This window comes from Leifsonia sp. 21MFCrub1.1, from assembly GCF_900107895.1.
In the GTDB taxonomy this organism is placed as follows: Bacteria; Actinomycetota; Actinomycetes; order Actinomycetales; family Microbacteriaceae; genus Leifsonia; species Leifsonia soli.
Window position 1 is genome coordinate 2,284,988 of sequence record NZ_LT629867.1, and the last position, 16,802, is coordinate 2,301,789.

Genomic DNA, 16,802 nt, shown 5'->3' on the forward strand with positions numbered 1-16,802 from the left:
CGAATGCCGAACGTCGCGATTCGTGCCGAACGTCGCGATTCGTGCCGAATGGCGCGATTTCGGGCCGAATGGCGCGAATTCGTGCCGAATGGTGCGCGGGAACGCTACGCGGTCAGGCCGAGCGCGTCCATGCGGCGCGTGTGCGCGGCGATCAACTCCGTGAAGATCGGCTCGATGCGCGCGTCGTCGGTGGCGCGGTTGCCCGAGAGGTGCAGGGCCGACCGGGCGACGAGCAGCGTGTCGCCGACGAGCCTCCTGCCCCACATCGCGAGGCGCGACGCGAGCAGCGGGTCGGCCGCGATCTGCCCGCGCAGCACCTCCAGCACGCCCTCCTGGCCCGACTCGGAGCCGAGCAGGTGCGCGAGACGCGGTCCGACGTCGCCGGGCAGGCCCGCAGCGAGCCGGATGAAGAAGTCGTCGAGCAGCCCGCCCGTCACCAGCGCCGAGAGCAGCGTCTCTCGCCAGTCCGCCCCGACGATGAGCGCGCTGAAGCCCTCGATCTCATCGGCGAACGGCTTCATCGCGTCGGCCGGGTCGTCGCCACGGCGCCGGATCTCGGCCACGATCCCCTGGTGCTTCGACAGGGCGTGACCCGCCGCGGCGGAGATGAGGCCCTTGTCGTGCAGGTCGCCGGCCTCGGCCGCGACGCGCGACAGCGTCTCGAACTGCTCCAGCTGCAGGTAGGCCGCCTGGCCCAGATACGGCAGCAGGTCCGGCATGACTTCGTGCAGGTCCACGCGCACGGTCGGCAGCGAGCGCGCCCGCGGAGTCAGGCGCGGGAGCTCGACGGAAGGCCGTCGCCGGGTGAACCAAGTCGACACGCTCAGCAGTGTATCGGGACCGTCCAGTAGGCTGGGGACGCCGTCGGCGCAGGATCGACGGCCCTACGCCTGCGACAGAGAAACAGGGCGTGGACACTCCAATCGAATCGACAGGCAATTCACCAGTGACTTTCTCAGAACTGAACATCGACCAGGACATGGTGGATCAGCTCGCCGCCAAGGGCATCATCGAGCCGTTCCCCATCCAGGCGCAGACCATCCCTCTCGCCCTCACCGGTCAGGACATCATCGGCCAGGCGAAGACCGGAACGGGCAAGACCCTCGGCTTCGGCCTCCCCCTCATCCAGCGGCTCGGCCCGAACCCCGAGCCCGGCGTGAAGGCGCTCGTCGTCGTGCCCACCCGAGAGCTGGCCATCCAGGTCTACGAAGACCTCGAGACGGCCGCCGCCGGACGCCCGACCTCCATCGCCAGCATCTACGGCGGCAAGGCCTACGAGGGCCAGATCGCCCAGCTGAAGGGCGGCGCCCAGATCGTCGTCGGCACCCCGGGCCGTCTGCTCGACCTCGCCGGTCAGCGCCTGCTGAACCTCGGCAACGTGCAGGAGATGGTGCTCGACGAGGCCGACAAGATGCTCGACCTCGGCTTCCTCTCGGACATCGAGAAGCTGTTCGCGCAGACGCCGGCCACGCGCCACACCATGCTCTTCTCGGCGACCATGCCGGGCCCGATCGTCGCGCTCGCGCGCCGGTTCATGACCCGGCCGGTCCACATCCGTGCGACCGACCCGGACGAGGGCCAGATCCAGGCGAACATCAAGCACCTGATCTACCGCGCGCACTCGCTCGACAAGGACGAGGTCATCGCCCGCATCCTCCAGGCGGAGGGCCGGGGCAAGACCGTGATCTTCACCCGGACGAAGCGCGCCGCCGCCAAGCTGGTCGAGGAGCTCAACGACCGCGGATTCAACGCCGCCGCCGTGCACGGCGATCTCAACCAGGAGCAGCGCGAGCGTGCCATGGCCGCGTTCAAGGCGGGCAAGAAGGACATCCTGATCGCCACCGACGTGGCCGCCCGCGGCATCGACGTCGACGACGTGACGCACGTCATCAACCACACCATCCCGGACGACGAGAAGACCTACCTGCACCGCGCTGGGCGCACCGGCCGCGCGGGCAAGACCGGCATCGCCGTGACCTTCGTCGACTGGGAGGACCTGCACAAGTGGGCCCTCATCAACAAGGCGCTCGAGTTCGGGCAGCCGGAGCCGACCGAGACCTACTCGTCGTCGCCGCACCTGTACACCGACCTCGACATCCCCCAGGGCGTCAAGGGCCGGCTCAAGCCGACCCCGGCCGTGAAGGCGCCGGAGTCGCGCGGGGGCCGCACCGACTCCACCGGCCCGGACAGTGGCGAGCGTTCGAGCAGCAACCGTCGCCGGCGCACGCGCGGCTCCGGCCAGGGCTCGCCCCAGGGCTCGACGGCCCCGGAAGGCTCCACGCCGGAAGGCGGCGAGGCGAAGGCCCCCGCCGCCGGCACGCACGACGGCGGCGGATCGCAGCACCGCGACGGCAACAGCGCCCCGCGCCGTCGCCGTCGTCGCTCGCGCGGCGGCTCCGCCACCACCCCCGCCAACTGACCCCGGCTCCGACTGACCCCGGCCTCCGGCACCGACAGCTCCTGAGTTTTTCGCCCGATCCGGCCGGATCGGAGCGAAAAACTCAGGAGCTGTTCGCTTGGGACGGGGACGGGGACGGAAGCGGGGACGCGGTCAGTACCAGTTGGGGTCGTGGCTCATCTCGAAGGTCCACGCGGCGCACGGGGAGCCGTAAGCGCGGTTGATGTAGTCGAGCCCCCAATTGACCTGGGTGTTCTGGTTCGTCAGCCAGTCCGGGCCGGCCGACGACATCTTGCTCGCGGGCCACGCCTGCGGGATGCCGTAGGCGCCGCTCGACGTGTTGTAGGCGTCTGCGCGCCACCCGGACTCGTGGTTCCACAGCTTGATCAGGCAGCCCATCTGGTCACCGCCCCAGCCGAAGGCGGACAGGCGGCTGGCGGCGTACGCCTGGGCGCCTGCCGGGTCGACCACCATGCCGGGCGGCGGAGCGAAACCGTCCGACCCTCCGCCCGGGTTCGCGGCGGCCGCGGCAGCCGCAGCGGCGGCCTGACCTTCGGCGTAGGACTTCTCGACGGACGCCTCGGTGTTCTTCAGGGTCGCCAGCTGGGCGTACAGCGTGTCTGCGTGCTGCTTCTGGTCCGCGAGCTGGGCGTCGGCGGCCTGTTTCGCTGCGGTCGCCGCCTCGAGCGCCTTCTTCGCCTCCACCGCGAGCTGATCGCGGACTTTCTGGGCGCTGCTCGCCTGCTCGCTCAGCGACGCGGCGAGGTTCCTCTGCGCATTCGCCCGGGCGTACAGCGAGCTGGCCTGGTCGGCGAGCTTCGACACAGCACCCAGCTGGTACAGCAGCGAGTCGGAGCGCGCGGCGTTCGGGCTGAGGAACAGCCGCAACGACACGGATGACGTGCCGGCGCGGGTGAGCTGCTCGGCGAGCCTCCCGCTCTGCGTCTTGAGCGCATCCGCCTCGGCCGACGCCTCCTGGGCCTTCTCGGCCAGACTCTGTGCCTTGGCGGTCGCCGTCTGCAGCGCCGTCTCCGCCGTTCCGTACTCCCCCAGCCGCTTCACGGCGAGATCGCCCGCGGCGTTCGCCGCTGTCTGCAGGGTGGTGAGCAGCCCGTTGATCCGGTCGACCTCCGCCTGGGCCGCACTCGCGTTGTTCTTCGCGGCCTGGACGTCGTCCCATGAGGGGTAACCGTCGGCGTTCGCGGGCGCGACACCGGCAGCGACCACGAGGACGGCCGTCAGGGCGGCGGCGGCCGCCGATCCTCGCCAGAACCGTCTCACCCGCGCACCTCGCATCCTTCTCGCCCCGATCGTCTCCGGGGACCAGGCTACGTCGTGGTGCTCACGGAGCGTAGAAAGGCGCCGCGCCTGTCGCTTCTTCGATCATCGCGTCGACCACGGCCGGATCGGTGGTGTTCTCGCCCAACCGGTTCGGCTTTCCCGCGCCGTGATAGTCGCTCGACCCCGTGATGCGGAGGCCGTAGCGCGCCGCCAGCTCTCGCAGGCGTTCGACCCCGTCGGCCTTGTTCTCACGGTGGTCCAGTTCCAGACCGAACAGTCCGGCGTCGACGAGGCGCCGCAGCCGGTCCTCCGGGATGACCCGGCTGCGGCCTCCCGTCGCGGGATGCGCGAGCACGGGCAGCCCGCCCGCCCCGCGGATGAGACGGACGCCGGTCAGCGGATCCGGCGCGTAGTGCGGCTGGAAGTATCCGCTCCGCCAGTGCAGGATGCCCTCGAAGGCCGCACTGCGATCCGAGGCCAGCCCGCGGGCGACGAGGGCGTCCGCGATGTGGGGCCGCCCGACCGTCGCGCCCTCCGTCGCCTGCGCGAGCACGTCGGCCCAGGTGATGTCGTAGTCCTCGGAGATGCGGCGCACCATGTCCTCGGCCCGGCGCATGCGGCCGTCGCGGATGCGGCGCGTCTCGGCCATGAGCGCCTCGTCCGACGGATCGAAGAGGTAGCCGAGCATGTGGACGCTCGCGAACTCGATGCGGGTCGACAGCTCCATCCCGGGGATGACGGTGATGCCGGCGCGGGCGGACTCGGCCGCCGCCTCGGACCAGCCGGCCGTCGAGTCGTGATCCGTCAGGGCGACGGTGCCCAGCCCCGCGTCGGCGGCGGCGCGGATCAGCTCGGCCGGGGTCTGCGTCCCGTCGGACACGCTGGAGTGCGTGTGCAGGTCGACGGGACCTCGGAACCGCCGCGCATCAGCCATGGTGACCATCCTAGGAGGGCGCTGACCGGCCGGGCGCATGGCGGCCTGCGGGTGGAAGAATGGATCTCATGTCCTCCCAGCCGACCACGCCAGAGACCGTCGTTGCAGAACCCGTCGTTGCAGAACCCGTCGTTGCAGAACCCGTCGTTGCAGAACCCGCGGCCGCCGAGTCCGACGAGGCTCCCCGGGCGACGCAGAACCGCTCCACCACTCCCGGCTCCGACGCCTTCCGGGAGTACATCGGCTCCGGCTGGGCCGAGCGTCCGGAGGTCGTGCCTGCGCCCCGACGTCAGGCGCAGTACGCGGCGGCCCGCCGTTCCCGCGTGTCCGAGCTGTTCCCGGGCAAGCGCCTGATCATCCCGGCCGGGCGCCTCGCGCAGCGTTCGAACGACACCGACTACCCGTTCCGCGCGCACTCGGCCTTCGCCTACCTGACCGGCTGGGGGTCGGACTCCGAGCCGGGCAGCGTCCTGGTCATGGAGCCGACGGCATCCGGCCACGAGGCGACGCTGTACTTCCGCGAGCGAGCCGGCCGCGACTCCGACGAGTTCTACGCGAACCCGGAGATCGGCGAGTTCTGGATCGGTCCCCGCCCGTCGCTCGCGCAGGTCGCCGGCGACCTCGCGCTGGAGACGCGCGGCATCGCCGAGGTGCGCTCCGTGCTCGACGCGGTCGACGGCGACACCCTCGTGCTGCGCGAGGCCGACCGCGCCATCACCGACGAGGTGGATGCGGCCCGCCTGCTCCTGGACGCCGACACCGCGGGCGATGGCACCGACGCCGAGCTCGACCCGGAGGACCACGCGGACGACGACCGGCTGGCCCGCGACCTCTCCGAGCTCCGCCTGGTGAAGGACGACGACGAGATCGCCGAGCTCCGCGCGGCGGTCGCGGCGACGGCCCGCGGCTTCGACGACGTGATCGCCGACCTCCCGCGCATCACGGCGCACCCGCGCGGCGAGCGGCTGGTGGAGGGCGTCTTCTACGGCCGCGCCCGCGCCGACGGCAACGCGGTCGGGTACGACACGATCGCGGCGAGCGGACCGCACGCGTGCATCCTGCACTGGACGCGCAACGACGGCCCCGTGGTGCCCGGCGACCTCATCCTGCTGGATGCGGGGGTCGAGCTCGACAGCTACTACACGGCCGACATCACCCGCACCTTCCCGATCGACGGCACGTTCACGGAGACGCAGCGCCTGATCTACGAGACCGTGCGGGAGGCGGCGGACGCGGCGTTCGCGATCGTGCGCCCCGGCATCCGGTTCCGCGAGATCCACGCGACGGCGATGGCGGTCATCGCGCGGCGCACCGCCGAGTGGGGTCTCCTCCCCGTCAGCGCCGAGGAGGCCCTGGAGCCCGAGAACCAGCAGCACCGCCGCTACATGGTGCACGGGACGAGCCATCACCTCGGGCTCGACGTGCACGACTGCGCACAGGCCCGCCGGGAGCTCTACCTGGACGGCGTTCTGCAGCCGGGCATGGTGTTCACGATCGAGCCGGGGCTCTACTTCCAGCCCGACGACCTGACGGTCCCCGAGCGGTTCCGCGGCATCGGCGTCCGGATCGAGGACAACATCCTGGTCACCGACGACGGCGCGGAGAACCTCTCCGCCGGCATCCCGCGCACGGCCGACGATGTGGAGGCATGGGTGCGGCGGCTCTCGCAGCGCTGAGGGCGCTGAGGGCGAGAACGGCGCCGCTCCGAGGCGGCGCCGTTCCGTCTCACGCGGGGGGTGCCGGCGGGCGCTCGCCCTCGGCGGGCGGCGCAGCGGCGGGCGGCGCAGCGGCGGGCGGCGCAGCGGCGGGCGGCGCCGACGCGGGCGGCGCGGGCGGCGGGTCGGACGGGTGCTGCGGCTGCGCGGGCGGCGTCCAGCCCGGTGCGGCGGCAGGCTCCTCCGCTCCGCCGCTCGCCAGCAGGTTGCGCGCGCGGTTGCCGAGATCGGAGTCGACGAGCACCGAGTAGCTGGTCGCGATCACCTGCTGGATCGACGTGAAGTCGCGCCTCCGCCGGTTGATGGCGTACGAGACGATGCCCCACAGCATCCCGAAGCCGGCGCCGAGCAGCAGGGCGGCGAGCACGAACGCGAGGCTGACCGACGGCGAGAAGATGATGAGCAGCAGTCCGAAGAAGATGCCGAGCCACGCGCCGGACGCAGCGCCCGCCAGCGCGACGCGTCCCCAGGTCAGCTTTCCAGTGACGCGCTCGACGCTCTTGAGGTCGCTGCCGACGATCGAGACCTTGTCCACGGGGAAGTCGGCGCGGGCCAGGACGTCGACCGCCTGCTGCGCCTCGGGGTAGCTCTCGAAGGTGGCGACGACCTCGCCTCGCGGGAGGGTCGGGAAGAGGATGCGGTTGCGCTGGTTGTTCAGCCCCGGTGTGCTCATTCCCCCATTGTTCCATCCAGGCTTCGGGAGGGCACAGGAAACAGCCGTCGTTCACCTGCGAGGGCTAGGTTAATAGAGTGAGTTCGCCCAGAGTCTTCGTCGCCCGCCTCGCCGGGACGACCGTGTTCGACCCCGTCGGAGACCGGGTCGGCAAGGTCAGAGACGTGCTGGTCGTCTACCGCAAGAACGACCCGCCCCGCGTCGTCGGGCTGATCGTCGAGATCCCCGGGAAGCGCCGCGTGTTCCTGTCCATCGGGCGGGTCACCAGCATCGGCAGCGGGCAGATCATCACCAACGGCATCATCAACATGCGCCGGTTCGAGCAGCGCGGCGGCGAGGTGCGCGTGATCGCCGAGCTTCTCGGCCGCCGCGTGGTCTTCGCCGACGGCGGCGGCGAGGCCACCATCGAGGATGTCGCGATCGAGGAGACGGAGACGGGCGACTGGGCGGTCAGCCAGCTGTTCGTCCGCAAGCCCAAGGCGGGCGGCTCCCCCTTCGCCAAGGGCGCGACGACCTTCGTGACCTGGAACGAGGTGCGCGAGAAGCAGAAGCTCGGTGAGGCGCAGTCCGCCGAGCAGCTCATCGCCACCTACTCGGAGCTGAAGCCCGCCGACCTCGCGAACACCCTCCTCGACCTCCCCCAGCAGCGGATGCTGGAGGTCGCGGAGGAGCTGCCGGACGACCGCCTCGCCGACGTGCTGGAAGAGATGCCCGAGAGCGAGCAGGTGCAGATCCTCGCCCAGCTCAACGACGATCGCGCGGCCGACGTGCTCGACCAGATGGAGCCGGACGACGCGGCCGACCTCATCGCGCAGCTCTCCGACGAGCGCGGCGAGCACCTGCTGGAGCTGATGGAGCCGGAGGAGGCGGAGGACGTCCGCATGCTCCTCAGCTACAACCCCGATACCGCGGGTGGTCTGATGACGACCGAGCCCATCATCGTCTCGGCGGACGCCACCGTCGCGGAGGGCCTCGCCCTGATCCGCCGCCACGAGCTCGCGCCGGCGCTCGGCGCCGCCGTGTGCGTCACCCTGCCGCCGTACGAGCCGCCGACGGGCCGGTTCCTCGGCGTCGTGCACTTCCAGCGCATGCTGCGCTACCCGCCGCACGTGCGTCTCGGCACCCTGCTCGACCCGAGCCTCGAGCCGGTCACCGCCGACACCTCCGCCGCCGAGGTGTCGCGCATCCTCGCGTCCTACAACCTCGTCTCGGTCCCCGTGGTCGACGACAAGCATCGTCTCGTCGGGGTGGTGACCATCGACGACATCCTCGACTATCTGCTCCCCGACGACTGGCGAAGTCAAGACGAGGACGAGCCCGTGAAACGCACGGCGCCGTCCGACGAGACCGGAAGCATCCGCATCGTGAACGGAAGGAGGGGCGGAGGTGGCAGGAGGTAGGCAGGACGCGGGGCTCGACGCCCCGAAGGGACTCCGGACGCCGGTGCTGCGACGCAGCCCGGTGGAGTCGCGCGACCGGTTCGGCCGGTTCACCGAGTGGATCGCACGGGCCATGGGCACGCCCTGGTTCGTGCTGGGGCTGACGGTCTTCGTCGTGCTGTGGATGGGCTGGAACACCCTCGCGCCGAACGCCTGGCGTTTCGACTCCGCTGCCCTCGGCTTCATCGCCCTGACCCTGGTGCTGTCGTTGCAGGCCTCGTACGCCGCTCCCCTCATCCTGCTCGCGCAGAACCGTCAGGACGACCGCGACCGCGTGCAGATCGAGCAGGACCGGCAGCGCGCGGAGCGCAACCTCGCCGACACCGAGTACCTGGCGCGCGAGGTCGTCGCGCTGCGGCTCGCGGTGAAGGACATGGCGACGAAGGACTTCATCCGCGCCGAGCTCCGCTCGCTGCTCGAAGACCTCGAGAGGGGCGACGCGGGCGACGGCGAGCAGGCCCGTGCCTGAGCCCGACGGAGTCGTCGACCTCGCGGGAGCCGTCCGGAGCGCGCTCGGCGCGGTGCTCGACCCCGAGATCCGCAAGCCGATCACCGAGCTCGACATGGTGGGCGGCGTCGCGGTGGATGCGCAGGGTCGTGCCGAGGTCGGCATCAAGCTGACCATCGTCGGCTGCCCGGCGGCCGACTCGATCGAGCGGGATGTGCGCGCGGCGACCGCCGCGGTCCCGGGCGTGACCGAGGTCGCCGTCGACGTCTCCGTGATGACCCCCGCGGAGCGCCGCGCCCTGACCGACCGGCTGCGCGCCGGCCGGCCGGCGCGCGGCCAGCAGTTCGGCCCCGAGTCGCTGACCCGCGTCTACGCGGTCACCAGCGGCAAGGGCGGCGTCGGCAAGTCGACCGTCACGGCGAACCTGGCCGTCGCGCTGGCGGAGCGCGGGCTGCGAGTCGGGATCGTGGATGCGGACGTCCACGGCTTCTCCATCCCCGGCATCCTCGGGCTGACGGACGAGAACGGCGTCGCACCGCGGCCCACGCGCGTCGACGACATGATCCTTCCTCCGGTCGCCTACGGCGTGAAGGTCGTCTCGATCGGAATGTTCGTCGACTCGGCCTCGGCGGCCGTCGCCTGGCGCGGGCCGATGCTGCACCGGACCATCCAGCAGTTCCTCTCGGACGTCTACTTCGGCGATCTGGACGTCCTCCTGCTCGACCTGCCCCCGGGTACGGGCGACGTCGCGATCTCGGTCGGTCAGCTGCTGCCCGGCGCGGAGGTGCTCGTGGTGACGACACCGCAGCCGGCCGCGGCGGACGTGGCGGAGCGCAGCGGCGTCGTCGCCCGGCAGACCGGCCAGCGGGTCATCGGGGTGATCGAGAACATGGCCGGGCTCGTGCAGCCGGACGGCAGCGTGCTCGATCTGTTCGGCTCGGGCGGCGGAGCCGAGGTGGCGCGCCGGCTCTCGGCCGGGCAGGAGGACGAGGTGCCGCTGCTCGCGAGCGTTCCGCTCAGCATCCCGCTGCGGGCCGGGGGCGACACCGGCGCGCCCATCGTGGTGACCGATCCGGCCGATCCCGCGGCCGCCGCGATCCGCGCCGTCGCGGACCGCCTGGCCACCCGCTCCCGCGGCCTCGCCGGCCGCAAGCTCGGCCTCTCCGTCCGCTGACCCCGGCCCCCCACCGTCGAGTCCGCAAACTTTGCACGCCCAACGCGCCCACAGCGTGCAAGTTTGCGGACTCGACGGCGGGGATTGCCGGGGAGGCGGGTCAGGCGTCGGGAGGTTCGACGGCGCGGGCGAGGAGCTCGGTGAGGAGGCGCTCCGTGATCGGGCGCGGGAGCGCCGAGACGAGCGCGAGCAGCGGCGCCTGGTCGTCGGGCAGGCCGGGGGTCGCGCCTCCCGCGAGACCGATCGAGGTGAGGAGCTGCGCGGCCGTCGCCGAGTCGAGCTCGACGTCGCCGGCCGCGAGCCCCGCGAGCAGGTCGCCGGGCAGGGATGCGAGCACCGCATCCGCGTCGACCGGGGGGACGCCGCGCGCCTCGTCCGCCGCGCCGCGCAGGGCGGCCTCCAGCTCGTCGATCCGTCCCTCCGTCACCGGGGTGATCGTGAGATGCGTCGTGTGCGGCAGGCGGGTGCCGTCCGGCTGCACCAGTCCGGGCTGCAGCTGCAGCACCCAGCCGCGGCGGCGGACTCGGTCCGCCCAGTGGTGCGGGTCGATGCGACGCTCGGACGGCACCGACTCGTCGGTCGTGACGGCGAGCAGCGGACCGGTCGGGTCGCCGAGCACCCGCAGCCCCTCGATGTCGCCGACGATGTCCTGCAGCCCGCGGGTGGCCCGGCGGCACGACTCGGCGAGACGCGCGAACCCGCGGGCACCGAGCGCCTGGATGATGGCCCACGACGCCGCGAGCGACCCGGCCGACTTCGACCCGAGCAGCGTGGAGTTGACGACCGGGTAGCCCGGCCAGCCCGTCGTCGCGAAGTACTGGCGCCGCTGCCGGTCCCTCCCCCGCTGGAGCAGCACGCTGGCGCCCTTCGGGGCGTACCCGTACTTGTGGAGGTCGGCCGAGACGCTCGTCACGCCGGGCACCCGGAAGTCCCACGCCGGCAGCGCCGAACCGTCCGTCGCCCGCCAGAACGGCAGGATCCAGCCGCCGATGCACGCGTCCACGTGACAGGCCACGCCCGCGTCCTCGCAGGCGGCCGCGACCACCTCGATCGGGTCGAGCGTCGCGTACGGGTACGACGGAGCCGAGACCACGACGAGTGCGACATCCGGGCCGATGCGCTCGATCAGGCGGGAGGCGTCCAGCTGCCCGGTGCGCGCGTCCACCGGCACGAGGTCCAGCGTCAGGTCGAACAGCGCCGCGGCCTTCTGGAACGCGGCATGCGCGGTCACCGGCGCGAGCAGGCGCGGCGTCCCCGTGCCTCCCGCAGCCCGCCAGACGTCGCGGGCGGTCTTCACCGCGAGGAGGCACGACTCCGTCCCTCCCGAGGTCACCGAGCCGACCACGTCGTCGCCGCCGTGCAACAGCTCGCGCGCGAACCCGACGACCTCGCGCTCCATCACGGCGACCGAGGTGAACGTGGTCGGGTCCAGCCCGTTCACCGGCTGCACCAGCCGCATCGCCTCCGCCGCCAGCTCGTCGATCTCCGGCATCCCGGAGTCGTAGACGTAGCTCAGCACCCGCCCGCCGTGCGTCGGCGCGTCCGCCTCGCGCAGGGCGGCGAGGCGGTTGAGGATGGCCGCAGCATCAAACGACGCCATCGATGTCTCCCTTCCGGAGCCGGTACCGCGCCAGCGGCACGAGGCTGATCGCGATGATGATCGCGGGAACGAGGCTGAAGCTCAGGACGATCCCGGCGACGGCGCTGGACGGCTGCGATGCCCCCGCCTCGGCGACCGCCGCGCTGCGCGAGACGTACCCGCTCAGGGCGAGCACGATGCTCAGCGCGGTCGCGCCGAGGGCCATCCCGGTGGTCTCCCCCGCCGTCCACATGCCGCCGAACGTGCCGGCGCGGCCTTCGCCGTTGCGGCGAGCGTCGTGCGAGATCACGTCGGGGAGCATGGCCATCGGCAGGGACTGCATGCCCGCATACCCGGCGCCGGCCAGGGCGACGGGCGCGTAGACCCAGGCGCCGGGCGCCCACAGCAGCGCGACCATGGACAGGGCCGCCAGCCCGAACACCACGCTCGCGATCACGAACCCGCGCTCCTTGCCGATGCGGCGCGCGACGACGCCCCAGAGCGGCGTCACGATGAGCGCGGGGCCGATGAGCGCCACGAACAGGAAGGTCACGGCGTCCTCCGAGTGCAGCACCCAGGTCGCGACGTAGTTGGCCCCGGCGAGCATCAGGCCGGTGGCCAGTCCCTGGAGCAGGAAGGTCAGCAGCAGAGCGCGGAACGGCTGGCTGTCGCGCAGCACGCGCACCCCTGCCGCGTAGTTCGCCCGGACCGTCGCGATCATGCTCTCGCGCGGCAGCGACCCGCCCGCGGGCAGACCGCGCGGTGCGACGAACGCGGACACGAGCATCCCGGCGCCGATCGCCACACCGGCGACCAGGGCCATGAGGACGTACCCGGCGAACGTGTTCCCTCCGCCGAGCGACCGCAGCGCGGGGCCGCCCGCGCCGAACAGCAGGATGGCGAAGGTCAGCACCACCACCCGCCAGGTCAGCAGGCGCGTGCGCTGGTCGTAACCGGACGCGAGCTCCGCCGGGAGCGCGATGTACGGCACCTGGAACAGGCTGAATGCCGTCGCCGTCAGCACGAACGCGAGCAGCACCCATACGGCAGCCGCCGCGGTGGGCGTCCCGGGCGGGACGGCGAAGGTGAGGAGGAAGAACACCGGCAGGGCCAGCGCGCCGAGCAGCATCATCGGCCGGCGGGAGCCGCGCACCGCGAGCATCCGGTCGCTCCTGGCTCCGATCACCGGGTCGATGACCACGTCCCACACCTTGGCCACCGTCACGACGACGCCCGCGACGAGCGCGGCGACGCCCAGCGAGTCGGTGAGGTAGTAGACGAGCACCAGCCCGGGCAGCGTGGCGAAACCGCCCGTGCCGAGCGAACCGACGGCGTACCGCGCGACGGTCGCTCTGCTCAGCGACTGCTCCGTTGCGATCATGTCCGCAGCGTAGTGGATGCGCGCCCGCGCAGCCCGCCGCGCCGCGTCAGGTGGACTCGGTGTCGTACGGCGGGATCGCTCCCGCCGTCAGCGGCATCTTCCGCTGGGCATAGGCCGACTGCGTCACGGGCTTGATCGCGCCGGCGGCCTCCGGGCCGTCCTCGAGCAGCGCCTCGCGGATGATGCGGCGCGGGTCGTACTGGCGGGGGTCGAGCTTCTTCCAGTCGACCTCGTCGAACTCGGGGCCCATCTCATCCCGCATCCGGTCCTTCGCGCCGTTGGCGAAATCCCGAAGCGACCGCACCAGCTGACCGAGCTTCGCGGCGTAGGCGGGCAGACGTTCCGGGCCGATGACGAACGCCGCGATCACCGCCACGATCAGCAGCTTGTCGAAGGTCAGCCCGAACACGTTTCCAGGGTATCGCGGCGATGCCTGCACGGATGCCGCATGAGCCCGCCGTATCCTGAGAACAGGCCCGCGCCCGAGGCCGATCGACGGGAGAGCTGTGTCAGACAAGGACTCGAACTGGAGATTCGCCGACGACATCGTCGTCGAGAGCGACGTGATCGCCCGGGCACGGCAGCAGTCGCTCGAACTGGGCATCGAACCGATCTCGCCCGCGACCGGCGCCCAGGCGGCCGTCGTCGTCGCGGCGACGCGCGCCGAGAACGTGGTCGAGATCGGAACCGGCGTCGGCGTCTCCGGCCTGTGGCTGCTCACGGGCGGAACGGATGCACAGCTCACCTCCATCGACGTCGAGGTCGAGTACCAGCAGCACGCTCGCGCGTTCTTCACCGAGGCCGGGCTGCCGTCGAACCGGGTGCGTCTCATCCCCGGCCGGGCACTCGAGGTGCTGCCGCGGATGAACGAGAACTCCTACGACATCGTCTTCATCGACGCCGACCCCCAGTCGGTCATCGAGTACGTCGAGCACGGACTGCGTCTCGTGCGTCCCGGCGGCACGGTGCTCGTCGCCCGGGCGCTCTGGCGCGGGCGCGTCGCCGACCCGGCCGCGCGCGACGAGGTCGCCACCGGCTTCCGCACGCTCATCACCGAGACCTCGGCGTCCGGCGCGGTCATCAGCGCCCTGTCGCCGGCCGGCGAAGGCCTGCTGCAGATCACCAAGCTCGCGCCCTAGACGGCCGAACATGCGAGAAGGGCCCCGATCGATGAGATCGGGGCCCTTCTCGTTACAGCATTGGTCAGGCGGAGGTCACCACGCTCGCAAGCGCATCGTGGAGCTCTTTGGCTTCCGCATCGTTGACGGAGACCACCAATCGTCCCCCACCCTCGAGCGGCACACGCACGATGATGAGCCGTCCCTCCTTCACAGCCTCCATCGGCCCGTCCCCGGTCCTCGGCTTCATGGCCGCCATGCAGCTCCCCTTTCGTGGATGTCCTCCTATTATCCGACATCGTTGCCGACGTGCGGAAATCGGAGGGATCAGGGAGGTGACCAATCGTATCCGTCGATGTACCAGCAGATGGCGACCCAGCCGACCTGGAGGGCGATGAACAGCGCGACGATCGCCACCCGGTAGACCCTGCTGCGCGGCAGGGCGAGCGCGCCCAGCAGCGGGAAGAGCGGCATCAGCAGCCGGAAGGTGCTCGACTGCGGGAAGAACACGGCGAGGAGGTAGAGCGAGTAGGCGGCGACCCAGAACCGCAGGTCGACCCCGAGTCTCCGCACCGCCGGGGAGAACAGCAGGATGCCGAACAGCGCAACGATGACGACCAGCGCGACCATGCCCACCCAGCCGGGGATGCCGAGCATCGCGCTCGCCCACCAGTCGGCCCCCTGGAACCAGGGCGCGAACGGCACCAGATGGGTGTACCCGATGTAGGCGGAGCGCCAGGCGAGCTCCGTGTCCGTGTACGCGGTGAGCGATCCTGTCCCGATGGCGGCGATGGCCGGCCAGGCGAGCCCGGCGAGCCCGCTGAAGACGGCGAGCGCCACGCTGAGCACGCGCTCGCGCACGGGGAACGGGTCCTCTCGTCGTCGCAGCCACCGGTAGCCGACGTGCAGCGCGACCGCGAGCGCGAACGCGAGGCCCGACGGGCGGGTGAACGCCATCGCGAGCACGACGGGGAACAGCCAGCCGTACCGCCGTTCGACGAGCAGGAGCAGGGCGGTCGCGAGCAGCAGGATGTACAGCGACTCGGCGTACGCGACCTGGAACAGCGGAGAGACCGGCGCGACACAGAACAGGACGACGGCGAACAGACTCGTGGATGCGCCCAGCCCCACGCGGCGCATCAGCCGGGAGAAGACCAGCGCGGCCCCGGCGCCCGCCGCGAACGACACCAGCACCGCCGCGATCGGCCAGGGCAGCCGGGTCAGGAACATGACGACGTCGACCAGTCCCGGGTAGCCGGGCAGGAACGCCCACGCGTTCTCGCTCACGTGCACGCCGTCGCTCGTCGGCAGCGCTGCGGGGTACCCCGAGCCGGCGACGATCTCGTACCAGCGCCCGTCCCAGAGGTTGGCGAACGAGAAGTAGTCGGGCGACGCGCTCGTCCAGGCGTTCGCGCCCTCTGCGGCGGCGAAGCTCAGCAGGATGACGGTCGTGACCGCGCGCGCACCCAGATAGACGAGGAGGACCTGCACCCACCACAGCGTCCACCAGCGCCCGCGGACGGCCGCCCGGCCGCCCGGAGCATCCCGCAGCGCGGTGGAGTCAGCGGGCGCCGCTGCCGGTGAGCCAGGCACGCAGCCCCTCCTCGACCGCGATGATCTGCTCGACGTCGACGCGCTCGTCGTCGGCGTGGGCCTTCAGCGGATCGCCCGGGCCGTAGTTGACCGCGGGGATGCCCATGGCGCTGAAGCGGGCAACGTCCGTCCACCCGTACTTCGGCTTCGCCACACCGCCGACCGCGGCGACGAACTCCTGCGCGAGCGGCGCATCCAGGCCGGGGCGGGCGCCGTCGGCCCGGTCGACGACGGTGATCTCGTAGTCGCCGAACAGCTCGTGCATGTGCTCGATGGCCTCCTGCGACGAGCGCGACGGAGCGAACCGGTAGTTGATGTGCACCATGCACTCGTCGGGGATGATGTTGCCGGCCACTCCCCCGGAGATGCCGACCGCGTTGAGCCCCTCCTTGTAGACGAGCCCGTCGACCTCGACTTCGCGCGCCTGGTATCCGGCGAGGATGTCGAGGATCGGAGCCGCCTTGTGGATGGCGTTGTCGCCCACCCAGCCGCGCGCCGAGTGGGCGCGCAGGCCGTACGTACGAACCTCGACGCGGAGGTTGCCGTTGCAGCCGCCCTCCACGACGCCGTTGCTCGGCTCGCCCAGGATGCCGAAGTCGCCGACAAACAGGTCGGGACGGTTGCGGGCCAGGCGGCCGAGGCCGTTCAGCTCGGCGTTGACCTCCTCGTGGTCGTACCACATCCACGTGACGTCGACGGAGGGGTCGGTCAGCTCTGCGGCGAGCTTCAGCTGCACAGCGACGCCGGCCTTCATGTCCACGGTGCCGCGGCCCCAGAGGTAGCGGATGCCGTCGTGCTCCTCGAACCGGGTCGGCAGGTTGTCGTTGAGCGGGACGGTGTCGATGTGGCCGGCGATGAGCGCGCGCCGGCCGCGCCCCAGGTTCGTGCGCGCGACGATCGCGTCGCCGTCGCGGATGACCTCCAGATGCGGCAGCTCGGCGAGAGCGGACTCGATCGCGTCGGCGAGCGTCCGCTCACCTCCGGAGACGGACTCGATGTCGCACAGCTGACGCGTGAGGTCGATGGACGAAGCGGTCAGGTCGAGGGGGACGCTGCTGATCTGCACTCT

Annotated in this window: 16 protein-coding genes; 6 read left to right on the forward strand and 10 right to left on the reverse strand. The window is 71.6% G+C overall.

Annotated features, from left to right (window positions below; all coding sequences use genetic code 11):
• Positions 1-104 precede the first annotated feature (104 nt).
• Complete coding sequence (locus BLW09_RS10830; RefSeq protein WP_089912260.1) at positions 105-821, reverse strand: ferritin-like fold-containing protein; 717 nt, start codon at positions 819-821, stop codon at positions 105-107.
• A gap of 125 nt (positions 822-946) precedes the next feature.
• Here BLW09_RS10830 and BLW09_RS10835 point away from each other — a divergent pair, with 125 nt between their 5' ends.
• A complete protein-coding gene (locus BLW09_RS10835; RefSeq protein ID WP_089912264.1) occupies positions 947-2,419 on the forward strand; it encodes a DEAD/DEAH box helicase in 1,473 nt (490 codons plus the stop codon).
• Between the two features lie 132 nt (positions 2,420-2,551).
• Here the strand turns inward: BLW09_RS10835 and BLW09_RS10840 are convergent, their stop codons facing one another.
• Together BLW09_RS10840 and BLW09_RS10845 are read right to left on the reverse strand one after the other, a co-directional pair.
• A complete protein-coding gene (locus tag BLW09_RS10840) occupies positions 2,552-3,679 on the reverse strand; it encodes a hypothetical protein (protein WP_089912267.1) in 1,128 nt (375 codons plus the stop codon).
• A 61-nt stretch (positions 3,680-3,740) separates the two neighbouring features.
• A complete protein-coding gene (locus BLW09_RS10845; RefSeq protein ID WP_089912268.1) occupies positions 3,741-4,613 on the reverse strand; it encodes a PHP domain-containing protein in 873 nt (290 codons plus the stop codon).
• 68 nt (positions 4,614-4,681) lie between these two features.
• Here BLW09_RS10845 and BLW09_RS10850 point away from each other — a divergent pair, with 68 nt between their 5' ends.
• Positions 4,682-6,289: an aminopeptidase P family protein gene (locus BLW09_RS10850; protein WP_442911270.1), complete on the forward strand. Its 1,608-nt coding sequence runs from the start codon at positions 4,682-4,684 to the stop codon at positions 6,287-6,289.
• A 49-nt stretch (positions 6,290-6,338) separates the two neighbouring features.
• Here the strand turns inward: BLW09_RS10850 and BLW09_RS10855 are convergent, their stop codons facing one another.
• Entirely contained in the window at positions 6,339-7,001 is a 663-nt protein-coding gene (locus tag BLW09_RS10855) for a general stress protein (RefSeq protein ID WP_089912274.1), read from the reverse strand.
• 77 nt (positions 7,002-7,078) lie between these two features.
• Between BLW09_RS10855 and BLW09_RS10860 the strand changes: the two genes are divergently transcribed.
• Genes BLW09_RS10860 through BLW09_RS10870 form a run of 3 tightly spaced genes read left to right on the forward strand, consistent with a single transcriptional unit; the run spans position 7,079 to position 10,062 of the window.
• On the forward strand, positions 7,079-8,401 hold the full coding sequence (locus tag BLW09_RS10860) for a magnesium transporter MgtE N-terminal domain-containing protein (protein ID WP_089912278.1): 1,323 nt from the start codon (positions 7,079-7,081) through the stop codon (positions 8,399-8,401).
• Positions 8,388-8,909, forward strand: a complete 522-nt coding sequence (locus BLW09_RS10865; protein ID WP_089912281.1) for a DUF1003 domain-containing protein — start codon at positions 8,388-8,390, stop codon at positions 8,907-8,909. The genes BLW09_RS10860 and BLW09_RS10865 overlap by 14 nt, the downstream gene beginning before the upstream one ends.
• The gene (locus tag BLW09_RS10870) at positions 8,902-10,062 is read left to right on the forward strand and encodes an Mrp/NBP35 family ATP-binding protein (RefSeq protein ID WP_089912285.1); all 1,161 of its coding nucleotides are present in this window, start codon (positions 8,902-8,904) and stop codon (positions 10,060-10,062) included. Before BLW09_RS10865 ends, BLW09_RS10870 begins: the two co-directional genes overlap by 8 nt.
• Positions 10,063-10,162: 100 nt before the next feature.
• Here the strand turns inward: BLW09_RS10870 and BLW09_RS10875 are convergent, their stop codons facing one another.
• From BLW09_RS10875 to BLW09_RS10885, 3 genes are read right to left on the reverse strand one after another with little or no spacing between them, the layout of a single operon-like run.
• A complete protein-coding gene (locus BLW09_RS10875) occupies positions 10,163-11,662 on the reverse strand; it encodes a pyridoxal phosphate-dependent decarboxylase family protein (RefSeq protein ID WP_089912288.1) in 1,500 nt (499 codons plus the stop codon).
• Positions 11,649-13,022 carry an MFS transporter gene (locus BLW09_RS10880; protein WP_089912291.1) on the reverse strand — a complete coding sequence of 458 codons (1,374 nt, stop codon included), beginning with the start codon at positions 13,020-13,022 and terminating at the stop codon, positions 11,649-11,651. The genes BLW09_RS10875 and BLW09_RS10880 overlap by 14 nt, the downstream gene beginning before the upstream one ends.
• Positions 13,023-13,068: 46 nt before the next feature.
• Positions 13,069-13,431, reverse strand: a complete 363-nt coding sequence (locus BLW09_RS10885; RefSeq protein WP_089912294.1) for a twin-arginine translocase TatA/TatE family subunit — start codon at positions 13,429-13,431, stop codon at positions 13,069-13,071.
• A 97-nt stretch (positions 13,432-13,528) separates the two neighbouring features.
• Here BLW09_RS10885 and BLW09_RS10890 point away from each other — a divergent pair, with 97 nt between their 5' ends.
• On the forward strand, positions 13,529-14,161 hold the full coding sequence (locus tag BLW09_RS10890) for an O-methyltransferase (RefSeq protein WP_089912297.1): 633 nt from the start codon (positions 13,529-13,531) through the stop codon (positions 14,159-14,161).
• 64 nt (positions 14,162-14,225) lie between these two features.
• Here BLW09_RS10890 and BLW09_RS10895 read toward each other — a convergent pair whose 3' ends face one another.
• From BLW09_RS10895 to dapE, 3 genes are all read right to left on the reverse strand, one after another.
• Positions 14,226-14,399: a DUF3117 domain-containing protein gene (locus tag BLW09_RS10895; RefSeq protein ID WP_018190460.1), complete on the reverse strand. Its 174-nt coding sequence runs from the start codon at positions 14,397-14,399 to the stop codon at positions 14,226-14,228.
• A gap of 68 nt (positions 14,400-14,467) precedes the next feature.
• The gene (locus BLW09_RS10900; protein ID WP_089912301.1) at positions 14,468-15,733 is read right to left on the reverse strand and encodes a hypothetical protein; all 1,266 of its coding nucleotides are present in this window, start codon (positions 15,731-15,733) and stop codon (positions 14,468-14,470) included.
• Positions 15,702-16,799, reverse strand: coding sequence for a succinyl-diaminopimelate desuccinylase (gene dapE / locus BLW09_RS10905; protein WP_089912304.1), 1,098 nt, complete (start codon positions 16,797-16,799; stop codon positions 15,702-15,704). Before dapE ends, BLW09_RS10900 begins: the two co-directional genes overlap by 32 nt.
• Positions 16,800-16,802 lie beyond the last annotated feature (3 nt).